This window comes from Micromonospora sp. DT15, from assembly GCF_049841475.1.
GTDB lineage: Bacteria > Actinomycetota > Actinomycetes > Mycobacteriales > Micromonosporaceae > Micromonospora.
The window spans coordinates 630,948-644,853 of the sequence record NZ_JBNCKJ010000001.1; the positions used below are offsets into that span (position 1 = coordinate 630,948).

The window sequence follows — 13,906 nt, forward strand, 5'->3', positions numbered from 1 at the left end:
CCATGTCCGAGGCACCCGAGCCCTCGGTCGTCGACGTGGCGGTGGCCGCGCTTGACATCGGGGGCACCAAGACGGCCGCTGCCATCGTGACCCGCCACGGCGAGGTCATCGACCAGATCACCGTCCCCACCCCCGGCCGGGCCGGGGCGACCGCCATCATCGACACCGCAGCCGACCTCGTCGGTCGGCTGCGGGCTAGGGCGACGGGAACCCGCATCCGTGCCCTCGGCGTCGGTAGCGCCGGGGTGATCGACCACCGGACGGGTCGGGTGCTGTCGGCCACCGACGCCCTGGCCGGTTGGGCCGGCACGGACCTGAGCGGCCGACTGCGGGAACTGCTGGACCTGCCCGTCACAGCCATCAACGACGTGCACGCGCACGCCCTCGGTGAGGCGCGACACGGCGTGGCGGTCGGCCACCAGACGATGCTCTTCATCGCGGTCGGCACCGGTATCGGCGCCTCGTTCGTCGTCGACGGCACCGTGCTGACCGGCGCCCACTCCGCCGCCGGCCACGCCGGCCACCAGCCCTCGCCGTACGCCGGGCAGTTGCCCTGCACCTGCGGCGGGCGGGGGCACCTGGAGGCGATCGCCTCCGGGCCCGCTCTCACCGAGGAGTACGTGCGGCGTACCGGTCAGCCGGTCGGCGACCTGCGCACTGTGGCCGAGCGCGCGGCGGACGGTGACGCCACAGCCCGGGAGGTGGTCCTGCTGGGTGGGGCCGCCGTCGGCTCGGCGGTCGGCGGGCTGGTCAACATGCTCGACCCCGCTGTCGTCGTCATCGGCGGCGGTGTCGCCGGCCTCGGCGACACCTGGTGGCAGGCACTTCGGGGCGCCGTGCGGCGGGAGACGTTGCCCAATCTGGACGGCGTGCCCGTCCTGGCCACGACCCTCGGATCGGACGCCCCACTTCTCGGCGCCGCCGCACTCGCCTGGGAGGGCACCGCATGAACACGCTGATCGCACAGCTCCGCCACCGCCTCGTCGTCTCCTGCCAGGCGTACCCCGGTGAGCCGATGCGCAGCCCGGACACGATGCGCCGGGTGGCCCTCGCCGCCGCCCAGGGCGGTGCCGCCGGCATTCGCGCCCAGGGCCTGGCGGACATCGCGGCCATCCGGGGGGCGGTCGACCTGCCGCTGATCGGTCTGTGGAAGGACGGGGACGACGACGTCTTCATCACCCCCACGCTGGAGCACGCGCTGTCGGTGGCTCGGGCCGGCGCGCACGTCGTGGCCCTTGACGGCACCGCGCGGCCCCGGCCCGACGGCCGAACCCTCGGTGACACCATCGCCGCCGTCCACGACCTGACCGGGGCTCTGGTGATGGCCGACTGCTCCACCCTCGACGAGGGGGTCGCCGCCGCGGCGGCGGGTGCCGACCTGGTCGGCACCACACTGGCCGGCTACACCGCGTACACCACCAAGCAGCCCGGCCCCGACCTGGACCTGGTCGCCCGGCTCTCCAGGTCGATCGACGTGCCGGTGGTGGCGGAGGGTCGGATCCACACACCGGCCCACGCGGCGCAGGCGCTGCGGGCCGGGGCGTGGACGGTGGTGGTGGGCACGGCGATCACCCACCCCAGCACCATCACCGGGTGGTTCGCATCGGCGATGGCGAACGCCGGCCGGTGAGCGGTCGGAGCACGAGCCGTCGGGCCGCGGTTCCGCGTCGCGGGCGACGGTCCACCCCACTGACAACTGACAACCCTGCTGTCCTGGAGGCCAAGCTGTGGCTTTGAGCGATCTCACCGTCGCCGACTGCTGGGCGTACCGACCCGACCTGACTGTTCCGGAGGACCTGGACGCCTTCTGGGGTCGGACGCTGGGTGCCGCCAGTGCCGCAGCGGCGACGTACGAGCCCGTCGACACCGGTCTCACCCAGATCCACACCTTCTCGGTCACCGTCCCCGGCTACGGCGGCGAGCCGGTGCACGGCTGGCTGCACCTGCCGGCGCACGCCACCGAGCCGTTGGCGTGCGTGGTCGAGTACCTCGGGTACGGCCGAGGCCGTGGGCTGCCGCACGAGAAACTCTTCTGGGCCTCGGCGGGCTTCGCGCATCTCATCATGGACACCCGGGGTCAGGGCTGGAGTGCCGCGCCCGGCGGCACCGCCGATGCGCACCCTTACCCAGCAGGCACCGTTCCGGGTTTCCTCACTCGCGGGGTCACCAGCCCGGAGGAGTTCTACTACCGCAGGCTGATCACCGACGCGGTCCGGTTCGCCCAGGCTGCCCAGGAGCATCCCGCCGTCGACCCCGACCGGGTCGTCGTCACCGGCATCAGCCAGGGAGGCGGCCTGTCACTGGCGGTGGCCGCGCTGTTTTCGGGCGTGGCGGCGGCCATGCCCGACGTGCCCTTCCTGTGTGACTTCCCGCGCGCCGTCCGGGTCGCCGCCGAAGGCCCCTACGGCGAGGTCGCCGAGTATCTCGCGCTCCACCGTGACCAGAGCAGTCAGGTGTTCCGTACGTTGTCGTACGTCGACGCCGCCGTGCTCGCATCCGGCGCGACCGCGCCCGCGCTGTTCTCCATCGCGATGATGGACCGGACCTGCCCGCCCTCGACCTGCTTCGCCGCCTACCACCGCTACGGGGGCGACAAGGAGGTGCGCGTGTACGAGTTCAACGACCACGAAGGTGGCGAGGCGCACCAGCAGCTCGAACAACTCGCCTGGCTGCGCAAGCTCTTCGGCTGAAAACAGCACCCGCTGCTGGCGTCAGCGGGGCTCCCACGCATCGGGCAGCGCGGTGAGCTTGCGGACGTGAGCGGGCAGTCGACCGCTGACGATCTCGGCGAGGCTCACCTCGTCGACGACCCGCCGCACGGCGGCGCGGACCGCCACCCACAGGCCGGGCAGGTTTTCCGCCGATCCCTCGTACCGGGTCTCCTCGGGGCGCAGCCCGCGTACCCCGGCCAGTGGGCCCTCGACGGCGCGCAGCACCGCGCCGACGGTCACCTCGCGGGGTGGGCGGGCGAGGGTGTAACCGCCCTCGGCGCCGCGTTGGGCGCGGACGATGCCGGCCCGGCGCAGATCCGCCAGGACCGCCTCCAGGAACTTGCGGGGCATGTCCTGCTCCGCGGCGATGGCCTGGGTGGAGAGCAGCGAGGGGTACGCGGTGGCGAGGCTCAACGCCGCCCGTACCGCGTAGTCGCCGCGCGCGGAGATCTGCACCCTGCCATCATGCCCGGCCGGTGCCGCCCAGCCCTCCGGCGGGCGGCCCGGGTCTCGTGGCGTACCCGCCGTTGGCGGGTTCGCCGAGGGTGCCGGGGCGGAACCAGCCGCTGTTGACGCCCGTCGACTCGGCCGGCGGTCGAGGCCGGACCACCCGGCCGGCCACCGGTTGATCCCGGGCGGCCCGGAACGCGCCGGGGCTGACCCCGACCTCGCGGGTGAAGAAGCGGCCGAAGTTCGTGGGTTCGGAGAAGCCGAGCCGCCGGCCGATCTGGGCGATCGGCTGATCCGTCGCGGCCAGTAACCGGCTGGCCTGCAACGCGACCCGCTCGTCGATGACCTGCTTGGCGCTGCGACCGGTGACGGCGAGGCAGGCTCGGGTCAGGGTCCGCACCGAGCAGCCGAGCTCGGCCGCATAATCCTCCACCCGCCGGGTCCGCGGGTAGCCGTGCTCCACCTCGCGGCGGAACCTGCGGAACGTCTCGTCCTCGGGTCGGGAGGGCGACCGGTCGTCACGGGCCACGGCCAGCCGCAGCAGCAGCACGGCCAGTTGATGCCGGAGCAGCGCGCGGGCGGTGGGGCTGTCGGGGTGCCGCCGGCAGTCCACCGCCAACTGGCTCACCTCGCTGATCACCGCGTCCTCGTCCTCACCTGCCAACTGCCGCCACGTCGCGGTCGTGGTCAGGTCGACGTCGAAGCCGCGCAGCGCCTCGGCGTCCCAGGCGACCACTGTGGCGTCGAACTGGGGGCCGGCGCAGCGCAGCACCTGGCCGGGGCGGACCCGCAGCAGCGTGCCGGGCCGGCACGGCAGCAGGTGAAAGTCGAGTTCCGCGTCGCCGTGCCCACGCGTGGTGAGAAGCAGAAGCTCCCGCTCGACGATCACCGGCCGACGCCAGCCCGGGGCACCGGCAAGATCGGCCAGCGCGAACGTGGCTATCTCGTCGGTGACGGGAGACGCCGTTCCGATCGATGGCGCGGGGGAGGGATCGGTGGAGACCATCGCCTGCGACGGTAGCCCGAACCGCAGGTCACCGCATCCCGATCGACGTTCGCAGCGGAATCCGCGGCAAGCCGCGGGCTTGTCCCGGTCCCGGCGGCCGGGCTACGTTACCCGGCGGTAGCGCCGTCGGTCCGCGGTCCACCCGGTATCCGCCGGTCACCTGACCGGCCGCCGGCACCCGCCGACTCGCGATGGGATGGGCATGACGCAGCTGTTCTCGGTCGAAGGTAAGACGGTCCTGGTCACGGGCGGCTCGCGGGGGATCGGGCTGATGATCGCCCAGGGCTTCGTCCGGGCCGGCGCACACGTGATCATCTCGTCCCGCAAGGCTGACGTCTGCGAGGCGGTCGCCACCACCCTGTCCGCCGAGGGTCGCTGCGAGGCCATCCCCGCCGACCTCGGCGACGAGGCCGGCGCCGAAACGTTGGCCGCCGCAGTGCGCGAGCGCTTCGGCCGCCTCGACGTGCTGGTCAACAACGCCGGAGCGACCTGGGGCGCGCCACTTGAGGACTACCCCGAGGCCGCGTTCGACAAGCTCTGGGCGGTCAACGTCAAGGCCGTCTTCCGGCTCACCACCGCGCTGCTGCCGGCGCTGCGCGCCGCCGCCAGCGCCGACGACCCCGCCCGAGTGATCAACATCGGGTCGATCGACGGCATCCGGGTGCCGATGATGGAGGTGTACGCGTACTCGGCCACCAAGGCCGCCGTGCACATGCTCACCCGCAGCCTCGCCCACCAACTCGCCGGGGAGCAGATCACCGTCAACGCCATAGCGCCCGGCCCGTTCGAGAGCAAGATGATGGCGTTCGCGCTCGACGACCCGGCGAGCCGGGCCGCCATCGAGCAGCAGGTCCCGCTCGGCCGCATCGGGCGCCCCGAGGACATGGCCGGCACGGCCATCTACCTCTCGTCGCGCGCCGGCGCGTACCTGACCGGAGCGGTCATCCCCGTCGACGGCGGCATCACCACGCACGGCTGAGCACCGGCCGACCCGGGGCGGGCACGCCCTGGGCGTGTGCCGGGGCCGCGCGGACTCGGCAGATCCGCGCGGCCCCGGTGTGGCCGATGTTGCCCGTTCGGGCGGTCAGCGACCGGCGAGCAGCCGGTTCACCGCCGTGTCGACGTCCAGGTGCTCGGCCTCGCGGCCGCGCGGGACGACGACGTAGGTCCGTCGAAGGAAACGCACCAGGACGCTGCGCGGCACCTCGAAGAGGGCGTTGCCGTCCGGTGACGAGAGGGCCAGCGCGACGAAGTCGCCGCGCGGTGTGGCCCAGGGCCAGACCCGAACGTCCCCGATGCCGGCCGGCTCGTCCAGGCCGGTGACCAGAAGTTCGCGAGCGAACGACCAACTCACCGCCTCGCCCCCTGCCGATTCGGCATGGAACAGGACATGGACCGCATACGGGTCAGCAGGGTCGTAACGCAGACTGGCACGCACCGGCAAGGCGGTGGCGTCAGGTGCGACGAGCCTTAGCGACGTCTCGACCTCTACGGTCGTCGGTCGGATGACACTCATGGACGTTCTCCCCCCGGCACCGCTGCGGAACGCGCGTGTCCCGCTTTTCCCATACTCAGGTGCTACCTCTGGCTACGCTCCGCCATACGCTGACTTCACCCAGTGGTGGGAAGGGGGACGGAAACGCCGCGTGAATGTGAGCATTCATGTAGGATTTCCGGTTCTGCCCAGTGCGTGATCCCGCCCGGTATCGGGTGGCTCAGTCGTCGACTTACTCCGGTAACGTCCAGTCGGCCGTTGCAGTGACGGGCCCGAGCGACACTGGGGGGTGAAATGGTGACGAAGCAATCCTCAGTGGATCCCGCGGCGGCACCCGGCCCGCCGAAAGTCGCGGTCCGAGCAGCCGAAAAGCGGGGGTACGGAGTGCCGATGGAGCAGCCCGAACGGGCCGGTCGGCCGGCGTCCGACGCCGGACGGTCCGGTGGCGGCGGCGCCGGTGCTGGTCGTGGTGACGACGCTGCCGCCGGTGACGACGCCGCCATTGGTGGTGGCGGAATCGCCGTGCAGGATCCTCCACGCCGGCCTCGCTGGCGTGAACGGATCTCGCTGACCCTCGACCTCATCCGCGCCAACCCCACCGGGCGGATCGCACTCAAGATCTTCATCGCCATCGCCGGGGCGCTCGTGGTGACCATCGGCATCGCCCTCATCCCGCTCCCCGGGCCGGGCTGGCTGCTGGTGATCGCCGGCCTGGGCATCTGGGCCGTCGAATACCACTGGGCTCGACGGCTGCTCGGCTTCACCCGTCGCCACGTCCACGGCTGGACACGCTGGGTGACAAGGCAGTCGCTGTTGGTGCGAATCGTGCTCGGCTCCGTCGGCCTGGTCTTCGTGGCCACTGTTGTCTGGCTGTCCCTCAAGTACAGCCTCGGCATCGACGTCGTCGCCGAGGCGATGCAGTACCTGGCGACGCACTGACCCCGGATTTCCGGTCCGGTTGCACGATCGGGTAGAGTCAGTGTCGCTGAGGGCGATTAGCTCAGTGGGAGAGCGCTTCGTTCACACCGAAGAGGTCGCTGGTTCGATACCAGCATCGCCCACTCTCAGTTATGGCAGTTCAGAGGCCGCTTCCCGGGTTCGGGAGGTGGCCTTTTTGCTGCCTGTACAGCAGCCGGGGTGTGTGGCGCTGCCGGGAGGGCGGTGAACGTGACGGACGTGTTGAGGGCCCAAGACCTCCGCCGGGTGTGCGGCGTGCTGCTGGACATGGTGGAGGAGCGGTTCGGCGCGGAGATCGATCTTTCGGGCGTCGGTGTCGATCTCTACTGGAACGTCGACCTGGAGACCGCGTTCGAGCTGAGAGACGTTCCGGAATCGGGGATCAACGTCGGGCAATGCAGTGACGACGTGGCAGAGCTACATGCACTGCTGCGCCGTCCGGCAGACGCCGTGCCGGTGCTCTGGCACGACCTGCAACACCTCGCCGGTGTCCTGCGGCTGCTGGCCTATCTCGACCTGTCAGGCGTCAACGCTAGCGAGAGCTGAAGGAGCACCAGCGAGCGCGCGCTGGTCGACACGGTGCAGGGTTCGAGGGGCCTGCTCTACGCTTCGGCCGTCAGTCCGAGGTCCGGATCTGCTCCAGGTAGGTCAGAGGCTCCCGGCGGAACTCCATGAGCTCCCGCAGCGCGTCCTTCTCCGCCGTGGTGATCACGACGTCCTCCTCCGACAGGGCGCCGACGAGCTCCGGGATCGCCAGGTCCCAGGCCCCGGCGCTGGCGGCGGTCAGGACGATCGGCCGGTACTTCGTGCTGATCCTGGGTGCGAGCTGGTCGGTGATCTGGTGGCTGCGCCGGTAGAAATCGTTGACTTCCATGGGTCTCCCGTGGGTTCGGTGGCTAGGCCTTCGGGTTGGTGGTGACGCCCTCGCCGCTGAGCGGGAAGCCGCCGGAGATGCTGCCGTCCTTGTCCAGGGTAACGCCGAAGGTGATGCCGTCGCGGGTGCCGGTGACGAGCCAGCCGTCGCCGTGGGAACGTTGCTGAGGGCGGCTGTCGGGGTTGGCGGCGATGCTCTTGAACCAGCCCTCGACCTGCTCCTTGGTGGTGCCGGGCGGGAAGAGCGTCTTGCCGGGCTCGGTGGACGAGGGCTTGTGGTTGCCACTGCCCATGCCGTCGCCGTCCCAGATCTTGTCCATCGCCCCGTCGCCCATCTCACCGAAGCGTTTCATGTCGTACCTGGCGTCGGCGAACTCGGGGTCGTCCCAGGGGTTGGTCCTCTTGGGTACCTCGGGCTCGGATGTGTCGGCGTCCTTCGGGCGACCCTCCCCGGCGCGCTTGATGCCGTGCTGCTGGGCTGGTCCCACGCGCTTGGGCATCATTCCCGGGTTGAACTTGGGACGGTTGGGGCCATCGCCGCCACCGCCGTGCGGTGGGGTGGGGCCTGAGGGGTGTTTGTGGAGAGCCGCCACAGCGAACAGGACCACCAGGACGGCGGTGGTCCGCAGAGCCGCCATGAGTTGTCGCATCAAGGGCCGCCTAGACGTCGAGGAGTGCGCGAAGGGCGGAGAGGCTGGCAATCAGGCCCATCAGCCAGCCGAAGATGCGGCCGGTCCAGCGGACGACGGCGACCGCGAGCTGGGAGGCGACCAGCGGTGTGGCGAAGCCGAGAGAGAAGACCACCTCGGCCAGCCACACCACGACCTTGGCGATGCAGTCGGCGATGAAGGCCCGCACGACCTCGCGCACTATCTGCACCACGGTTCCCGCGCCACGGGTCGCGGCACCCATGCCGGCGGCCGTGCCTGCGAAGATCCCGGCGACGTCGATGTTGATGGTCAGGATGTCGCGGTAGGCGTCGGCGGCGGTGCCCTGCCATCCGTCGAGGTCGCCGACCAGCCGCGCCTTGAGGTCCTCGGCGATGGAGAACAGCTCATTGGCCATGTTGTCCCAGGTCATGGCGTGCGTCTCGATGGTCTGGGGATCACCGGCGAGCCAGTCGAGTGCCTGCTTCAGTGGCTCGACCTGCTCGATGGCCCACTCGATGCCCATCGACAGGAGCGTGCTGAACGGGTCGATGGCGATGGCCGCCCCGTCGAGAGCGGCGCCCAAGCCCGCGATTGAGCCGTCGATCCAGCTGCCGGAGTCGATGGCGTCCTTGATGCCCATGTAGTCGTCGGCAAGCGGCAGGCCGGTCCAGCCGTCGCGGTGCGCGGCGCTGGTCGAGGGGATGTCGGAGGTCGTGGCGACCAGTGGGTTGCTCATGAGATAACGCCGGGCCGGCTCAGGTCGCGGAGTGGAAGGAGTTGAAGCCGTCGGTGGTCGACTCCTCGGTCCGCTCGTAGGCGTCGGCGGTTCTCTTGATTCCCGCGGCGAGCAGCGCGATGTTCTCGGCGAGCATGTCTACGCCCTTGTCCTGGTCCCGGTGGCGTCCTTCCAGGATGGGCGGTAAGAACTGGCAGAGCTGCCCGTAGGCATCGTCGGCCTGGAAGATGGTGCCGCTCGCGGCCTTGACGGCGGCGAAGCGGTCGTGGATGGCCAACATGGCCGTGGCGTGCGCGCGCAGCGCCTCGACGTCGACCTCGAATCCCCCGTGCATCAGTAACGCCCCTCTTCGTCCTCGGTGTCGGCGGTCCGGAATCCGGCCAGCAGGGCCCGGCCGGTCGCCGAGTCGGCGCCGACCGTCTCCCGCACGACCTCGGCGGCGGCCTCGGCGAGCTTGACCCGCGCGTTGCGATAGGCGCCCATGATCGCCTGCTGCGTCTGCTCCAGGCTCATGCGCTGTACCCGCGCGGAGAGCCGGACGTCGGCCATCGCCCCCGTGGAGTCGACGGTGACCTCGACGATCCCGTGGGCGTCGGTGGCCGCGACCCGCAGCGCGCGCAAGCCGGCAGCGGCGGCCTGCGTGTCGGCGGCCCGACGCACGGCATTGGCCTGCCATGCCTCCAGGCGTTCCCGCGCATCCTCGGCGTCCAACAGCGGATTAGCCATCGCGCCTCCGTTTCCGTTGCCGAGCAGGGGATTTAGAGGCGTCAGTGTAGCCACGGCCCGCCACACCAGGTTGCCGAGCGAATGCCGCGTGATCTGATCGATTTGGATCTCAGCGATGTGGATGCTGATGGTCGTCTTTTTTGGACCTGCTCGACCTGGCGGCGGTCAAGGAGCTGGGTCGACGGTTCCGTCGGCGACCGTCAGCCGGTGTGTGGGGCCCGGTCCGAGGCCAGGATGGTGGCGCTGAGTTCGTTCACGAATGCCGGGACGTCGATGGCGCTGCCGTGATCGGTGTCTTGGCCGGAGTTGTACCACCAGTCGCGTGCCCAGATGATGAGGTGTGCCCACCGGGGGCGGGCGCTGACGGTCTCGTCGGCGGCTTGCCGTTTGGACAGTTGCCTGTCGTTCTGGAGGCGTTGGAAGGCGCGGCAGAGGGTGAGCACCGCGTAGGCCTGGGCTCCGGGGGTGGTCATGTGGGTCACCCAGGTCGGCCAGTCGCGGACGTGGTCCAGCAGAGCCGAGCGGACGAGGTCGGGGTCGACGGCGGGTAGCAGTGTGTCGGCTGGGGGTCCCAGCAGTGTGCGGCCGTGGTCGCGGACCGCAGCCCAGGTCACGACGCGGTGGGTGGTGGCGGGTAGCAGGTGCAGCGATTCACCGGGGCTGACCCGGGCAATGACATGGTCGCGGCCGACGCGGCCGTGCGCCGCGTCGCGCGCGGCAGCCAGTGACATGTACTCCACCTCGATCCTGCCGGCCCACTGCGGGTGTCGCCGGTCAAGGTTCGCGTGCAGTCTGGCGAGCAAGTCGAGGAGGTTCTCGTCCGGGTCGGCGTCGAGCACTGCGAGTAGATCAAGGTCACTGCGGTCCGGAGCGAAGTCGCCGACTACCAGCGAGCCGTGCAGGTAAAGGCCCAGAAGCCTGCCGGCCAGCGCAGGACTCCACGCATCACGAAGATCGGACAGGACTGTCTCCGCTGGTGCCACCCGGTCATCCTGCGCTGCCGCCCGCCGGCCACGCCACCGGGTAGACACAGGCAGCCGCTGACACGATCCGCGCCGTGGGTACGCGCGGGCAACTTCAGTCCAGATCCTCGCATCGGACACCGGCGCTGACTATCTCCCCGCTGCGAACGAGTGCTCCGATAGCCGTGTTCTGGTTGGTACGCCCGGTTCCGGCACGATCAGCTGGTCAATGCCCCAGAAGTAACTGCCGCCTTCACCGGTCTCCTTCCAGGTCGCCAGCAGGCGGCGGACCTCGTCGACGGTGAAGATTGTCAGCGCCCAACTGGAGCCGTCAGGGAGGTCGACGAAGGCGTCTACGTGCGGTGGTCGAAGATGGCACTTAGAGACGGTCCTGGGGTGCCAGTCGTGGGTGCAGGCGGCTGGTGCGCATAGATGGACGGTGGTGCTACGGCGCGCCGAGGTCAACCAGTCCGCCGATTCTCGCGACGATGCCGTCTGCGGTGTGTGTCGCGCTGGCGAAGACCGACGATGGGCTCTGGTGCGTGTCGCCCTGGTGGATTTCGATCGCGCTGTTGCCGGATGTGTCGAGCAAATGAGCGACGAGGCAGCCGACACTGTTGGCGTTCGCGATGTCCTCGTCGACGCCGATCGCTGGGGCGAACATCCGGGCGGCGCCCGTTCTTGCGGTCGGGGGCAGCGCGTAGGTGAAGCAGCCGAGATATCCGAGTAGCCGACACTCGGTTGCCAGCCGATCGAAGTCGGGCTGCATGGACAGCAGTGTGCGGCGATCCCGGACGGGAACGAGGAGTCGTGGCATGCCGGGCGAGGCGACCCGTAGGTCGGCGGCGATGTCTGCCCGTTGCAGGCCGAGGGCCGCGATGATGCCACCGCCAGTCGCGTCGGCATGGTCCGACAAGGCGATGACGCCCTGGTCGAACCAGACCTCAATGCCGTCATGGCGCCGGACGGCGGTCGTGGCGAAGGTGCGTCCTCCGCTGCGCTGGCGGCCGTGGTGCTCCTTGGCGCCGCTGCGGGCCAGCAGGACGGCCTGCGCGGCGATGGTGCCGTGCCCGCAGTTCGGGAGCTCCCCGGTGCTGGTGAAGAACCGCACCCTGGGTGCGTCCGCTGTGGTGGTGTCGATGAACGCGGTGTGGGAGGTGCCGGCCCTCAGGGCGATCGCGTGCCGTTCGTCGTCGATGAGCATGGCATCGTCGATCACGACTGTGGTGGGGCTACCGCCTTCGCCGTAGCGGGTGCAGGCGTTGACCACCGCCACGGGTGGGATGCGAGCCATGACCGGACTCCGATGCTTCGGATTCAGAAGCACGGTAGCGATTTCGCTTCCGAAGCGCCAGGGCAGGCGTTTCGCGGGTTCAGGCCTTGTCGTCCACGCTCAACGTCGAGGCCCATGCGTCGGACCAGCGAACGAGCGGGCGCAAGGCCTGGTAGGCGCCGCGGCCGAGGTCGGTGAGCGCATAGGCCGTGTCCGCCTGCTGCGCGACGAGGTGGGCGTCGAGCAGTTCGGTCAGCCGCTGCCGCAGAACGCTGGATGACATGTTGTCGCAGCGCTGCTGGAGCGCGCGGAAGCCGACCGGCCCATGCTGCAACTCCCAGATGATGCGCAGGTTCCAGCGACGCCCGAACAGGTCGAGGGCGGCCATGAGGGGTCGTCCGGTACTCGATCCGCGTACCGGCTTGCCCGGCCTGGGTGCCGTCATCGCCTGCGCCGCCCCTCTTGATGCTTCGATATTCGATACAGTACCGTCCGATGTACTGATTCGATTTCCGAAGCGATCGGGGCTGCTTCGTGAGGCGATTGCGCACTGCCTTGTGTGACCGGTTGGGCATCGATCTGCCAATCATTCAGGCGCCAGTGGGTTCCGCGGCGGTACCGGAACTGGCGGCGGCGGTGTCCGAGGCAGGTGGTCTTGGCATGCTGGCGTTGACGTGGCAGACCCCCGATCAGGCACGGCGGAGCATCCGGCGTACCCGGGAACTCACCACCCGGCCGTTCGGGGCAAACCTGGTACTCGACTTCCCGGTGGACGATCTGCTCACCGTGTGCCTCGAGGAGAAGCTGGGGATCATTTCCACCTTCTGGGGCGACCCGTCGCCGGTGCACGGCCGGATTCACCGGGCCGGCGCGCTGCACCTGCACACGATCGGCGACATCGCCGAGGCCGTGCAGGCTGTGACGGCGGGGGTGGACGTCGTCGTGGCCCAAGGCTGGGAGGCGGGCGGTCACGTCCGCGGCGGCACGACCACGATGTCCCTGGTGCCGGCGATCGTCGACGCGGTCGGGCCGGTGCCGGTGGTGGCTGCGGGAGGAATCGCGGACGGGCGTGGCGTCGCGGCGGTGCTCGCGCTCGGCGCCCAGGGCGCCATGCTGGGCACCCGCTTCCTGGCCGCTGCCGAAGCCGCCACCCACGAGGTGTACCGGCAGCGCCTGATCGCGGCCACCGGAGCGGACACCGTACACACCCTCTGCTTCGACGGCGGATGGCCGAACGCCCCGCATCGCGCGCTACGCAACACGACCCTTCAGCGTTGGCAGGCGGCCGGCTCGCCGCCCGCCCCACTGCGGCCCGGCGAGGATGATGTCGTCGCCATCGACGCGTCTGGCAAGAGCCGACCTCGATACGAGGACCTGATTCCGTTGCCCGGGATGACCGGTGACCTGTCAGCCATGGCCCTGTACGCGGGCCAGTCCGTGAGCCTCGTCCACGACGTCCTGCCCGCTGCCCGCCTGCTTCACGACATCGCCGGTCAGGCCGCCGCCACCGTCGACCTGCTGCAGAGCCAGGCGACGTGATGTCCATTCCATCTGCGGTGTTGTTCGATGTCGACGGCGTGCTGGTCGACTCCTATCCGGCATACCGGCGGATCTGGAGTCGATGGGCGACGCTGCGCCACCTCGACCCGGACCTGGTCTGGTCCCATACCCACAGGTCCGGCGCGGCAAGCCGAGCCCCGAGGGCTATCTGCGCGCGGCGCATCTTCTCGACACCCCAGCAGCGAACTGCCTTGTGATCGAGGACGCTCCCGCCGGAATCGAAGCAGCCCGGCTCGCTGGCATGACTGTCGTCGCCGTCCGCACCACACACCCTGCCGACGAACTGACCGGCGCTCACCACCGTGTCGACACCCTCGGGGACACGATCCCCCTCCTCGCGGACTGGCTGGACGGGCCTCGACCATGAACGAGGCGACCGGACAGATCGATCTGGTGGTCCTCGGGGCAGGTCCAGGCGGCTACGTCAGACCGGCTGTCGCTGGTTATGGAAGTCGTTGGCCCAGCGACAGAAGCGTCCTCGCGCTGTGCCGAACCGCAGGCAGCCTG

Annotated in this window: 19 protein-coding genes and 1 tRNA gene; 9 read left to right on the forward strand and 11 right to left on the reverse strand. The window is 70.1% G+C overall.

Annotated features, from left to right (window positions below; translation table 11 throughout):
* Nucleotides 1-2 precede the first annotated feature (2 nt).
* The 3 genes from ACLQ3F_RS02915 (at nucleotide 3) to ACLQ3F_RS02925 (ending at nucleotide 2,690) form a co-directional block, all read left to right on the forward strand.
* Entirely contained in the window at nucleotides 3-950 is a 948-nt protein-coding gene (locus ACLQ3F_RS02915; RefSeq protein ID WP_425845692.1) for an ROK family protein, read from the forward strand.
* Complete coding sequence (locus ACLQ3F_RS02920) at nucleotides 947-1,630, forward strand: N-acetylmannosamine-6-phosphate 2-epimerase (RefSeq protein WP_425845695.1); 684 nt, start codon at nucleotides 947-949, stop codon at nucleotides 1,628-1,630. The genes ACLQ3F_RS02915 and ACLQ3F_RS02920 overlap by 4 nt, the downstream gene beginning before the upstream one ends.
* 97 nt (nucleotides 1,631-1,727) lie before the next feature.
* The gene (locus tag ACLQ3F_RS02925; RefSeq protein WP_425845698.1) at nucleotides 1,728-2,690 is read left to right on the forward strand and encodes an acetylxylan esterase; all 963 of its coding nucleotides are present in this window, start codon (nucleotides 1,728-1,730) and stop codon (nucleotides 2,688-2,690) included.
* A gap of 21 nt (nucleotides 2,691-2,711) precedes the next feature.
* On the opposite strand, the gene ACLQ3F_RS02930 is transcribed toward ACLQ3F_RS02925, so the two are convergent.
* Complete coding sequence (locus tag ACLQ3F_RS02930; protein ID WP_030333674.1) at nucleotides 2,712-3,167, reverse strand: RrF2 family transcriptional regulator; 456 nt, start codon at nucleotides 3,165-3,167, stop codon at nucleotides 2,712-2,714.
* Nucleotides 3,168-3,174: 7 nt separating this feature from the next.
* Nucleotides 3,175-4,167 (reverse strand): helix-turn-helix transcriptional regulator, encoded by a 993-nt coding sequence (locus ACLQ3F_RS02935; RefSeq protein WP_425845701.1) that lies wholly within the window; start codon nucleotides 4,165-4,167, stop codon nucleotides 3,175-3,177.
* Nucleotides 4,168-4,369: 202 nt separating this feature from the next.
* On the opposite strand from ACLQ3F_RS02935, the gene ACLQ3F_RS02940 reads away from it, so the two are divergent.
* Entirely contained in the window at nucleotides 4,370-5,146 is a 777-nt protein-coding gene (locus ACLQ3F_RS02940) for a glucose 1-dehydrogenase (RefSeq protein ID WP_425845703.1), read from the forward strand.
* 105 nt (nucleotides 5,147-5,251) lie between these two features.
* Here ACLQ3F_RS02940 and ACLQ3F_RS02945 read toward each other — a convergent pair whose 3' ends face one another.
* Entirely contained in the window at nucleotides 5,252-5,683 is a 432-nt protein-coding gene (locus ACLQ3F_RS02945) for an SsgA family sporulation/cell division regulator (protein WP_007457244.1), read from the reverse strand.
* Between the two features lie 273 nt (nucleotides 5,684-5,956).
* Between ACLQ3F_RS02945 and ACLQ3F_RS02950 the strand changes: the two genes are divergently transcribed.
* The 3 genes from ACLQ3F_RS02950 (at nucleotide 5,957) to ACLQ3F_RS02960 (ending at nucleotide 7,165) form a co-directional block, all read left to right on the forward strand.
* Nucleotides 5,957-6,601 (forward strand): PGPGW domain-containing protein, encoded by a 645-nt coding sequence (locus ACLQ3F_RS02950; RefSeq protein WP_357195033.1) that lies wholly within the window; start codon nucleotides 5,957-5,959, stop codon nucleotides 6,599-6,601.
* Nucleotides 6,602-6,651: 50 nt separating this feature from the next.
* Nucleotides 6,652-6,723 (forward strand) — tRNA-Val (locus ACLQ3F_RS02955).
* A gap of 100 nt (nucleotides 6,724-6,823) precedes the next feature.
* Entirely contained in the window at nucleotides 6,824-7,165 is a 342-nt protein-coding gene (locus ACLQ3F_RS02960) for a hypothetical protein (RefSeq protein WP_425845706.1), read from the forward strand.
* Nucleotides 7,166-7,235: 70 nt separating this feature from the next.
* Here the strand turns inward: ACLQ3F_RS02960 and ACLQ3F_RS02965 are convergent, their stop codons facing one another.
* From ACLQ3F_RS02965 to ACLQ3F_RS03000, 8 genes are all read right to left on the reverse strand, one after another.
* Nucleotides 7,236-7,493, reverse strand: coding sequence for a hypothetical protein (locus ACLQ3F_RS02965; protein ID WP_425845708.1), 258 nt, complete (start codon nucleotides 7,491-7,493; stop codon nucleotides 7,236-7,238).
* A gap of 22 nt (nucleotides 7,494-7,515) precedes the next feature.
* The gene (locus tag ACLQ3F_RS02970; protein WP_357195802.1) at nucleotides 7,516-8,142 is read right to left on the reverse strand and encodes an EndoU domain-containing protein; all 627 of its coding nucleotides are present in this window, start codon (nucleotides 8,140-8,142) and stop codon (nucleotides 7,516-7,518) included.
* Between the two features lie 10 nt (nucleotides 8,143-8,152).
* On the reverse strand, nucleotides 8,153-8,878 hold the full coding sequence (locus ACLQ3F_RS02975) for a WXG100 family type VII secretion target (protein WP_425845712.1): 726 nt from the start codon (nucleotides 8,876-8,878) through the stop codon (nucleotides 8,153-8,155).
* Nucleotides 8,879-8,897: 19 nt separating this feature from the next.
* Nucleotides 8,898-9,212: a type VII secretion target gene (locus ACLQ3F_RS02980; protein ID WP_357235097.1), complete on the reverse strand. Its 315-nt coding sequence runs from the start codon at nucleotides 9,210-9,212 to the stop codon at nucleotides 8,898-8,900.
* Nucleotides 9,212-9,604, reverse strand: coding sequence for a YbaB/EbfC family nucleoid-associated protein (locus ACLQ3F_RS02985; protein ID WP_425845716.1), 393 nt, complete (start codon nucleotides 9,602-9,604; stop codon nucleotides 9,212-9,214). Before ACLQ3F_RS02985 ends, ACLQ3F_RS02980 begins: the two co-directional genes overlap by 1 nt.
* A gap of 200 nt (nucleotides 9,605-9,804) precedes the next feature.
* On the reverse strand, nucleotides 9,805-10,587 hold the full coding sequence (locus ACLQ3F_RS02990; protein ID WP_425845719.1) for an aminoglycoside adenylyltransferase domain-containing protein: 783 nt from the start codon (nucleotides 10,585-10,587) through the stop codon (nucleotides 9,805-9,807).
* 424 nt (nucleotides 10,588-11,011) lie between these two features.
* On the reverse strand, nucleotides 11,012-11,860 hold the full coding sequence (locus ACLQ3F_RS02995) for a PhzF family phenazine biosynthesis protein (RefSeq protein WP_425845722.1): 849 nt from the start codon (nucleotides 11,858-11,860) through the stop codon (nucleotides 11,012-11,014).
* 79 nt (nucleotides 11,861-11,939) lie between these two features.
* The gene (locus ACLQ3F_RS03000; protein ID WP_124855833.1) at nucleotides 11,940-12,227 is read right to left on the reverse strand and encodes a winged helix-turn-helix transcriptional regulator; all 288 of its coding nucleotides are present in this window, start codon (nucleotides 12,225-12,227) and stop codon (nucleotides 11,940-11,942) included.
* Between the two features lie 146 nt (nucleotides 12,228-12,373).
* On the opposite strand from ACLQ3F_RS03000, the gene ACLQ3F_RS03005 reads away from it, so the two are divergent.
* Entirely contained in the window at nucleotides 12,374-13,378 is a 1,005-nt protein-coding gene (locus ACLQ3F_RS03005; protein WP_425845725.1) for an NAD(P)H-dependent flavin oxidoreductase, read from the forward strand.
* 82 nt (nucleotides 13,379-13,460) lie between these two features.
* The gene (locus ACLQ3F_RS03010) at nucleotides 13,461-13,766 is read left to right on the forward strand and encodes an HAD family hydrolase (protein WP_425845728.1); all 306 of its coding nucleotides are present in this window, start codon (nucleotides 13,461-13,463) and stop codon (nucleotides 13,764-13,766) included.
* Nucleotides 13,767-13,906: the final 140 nt, after the last annotated feature.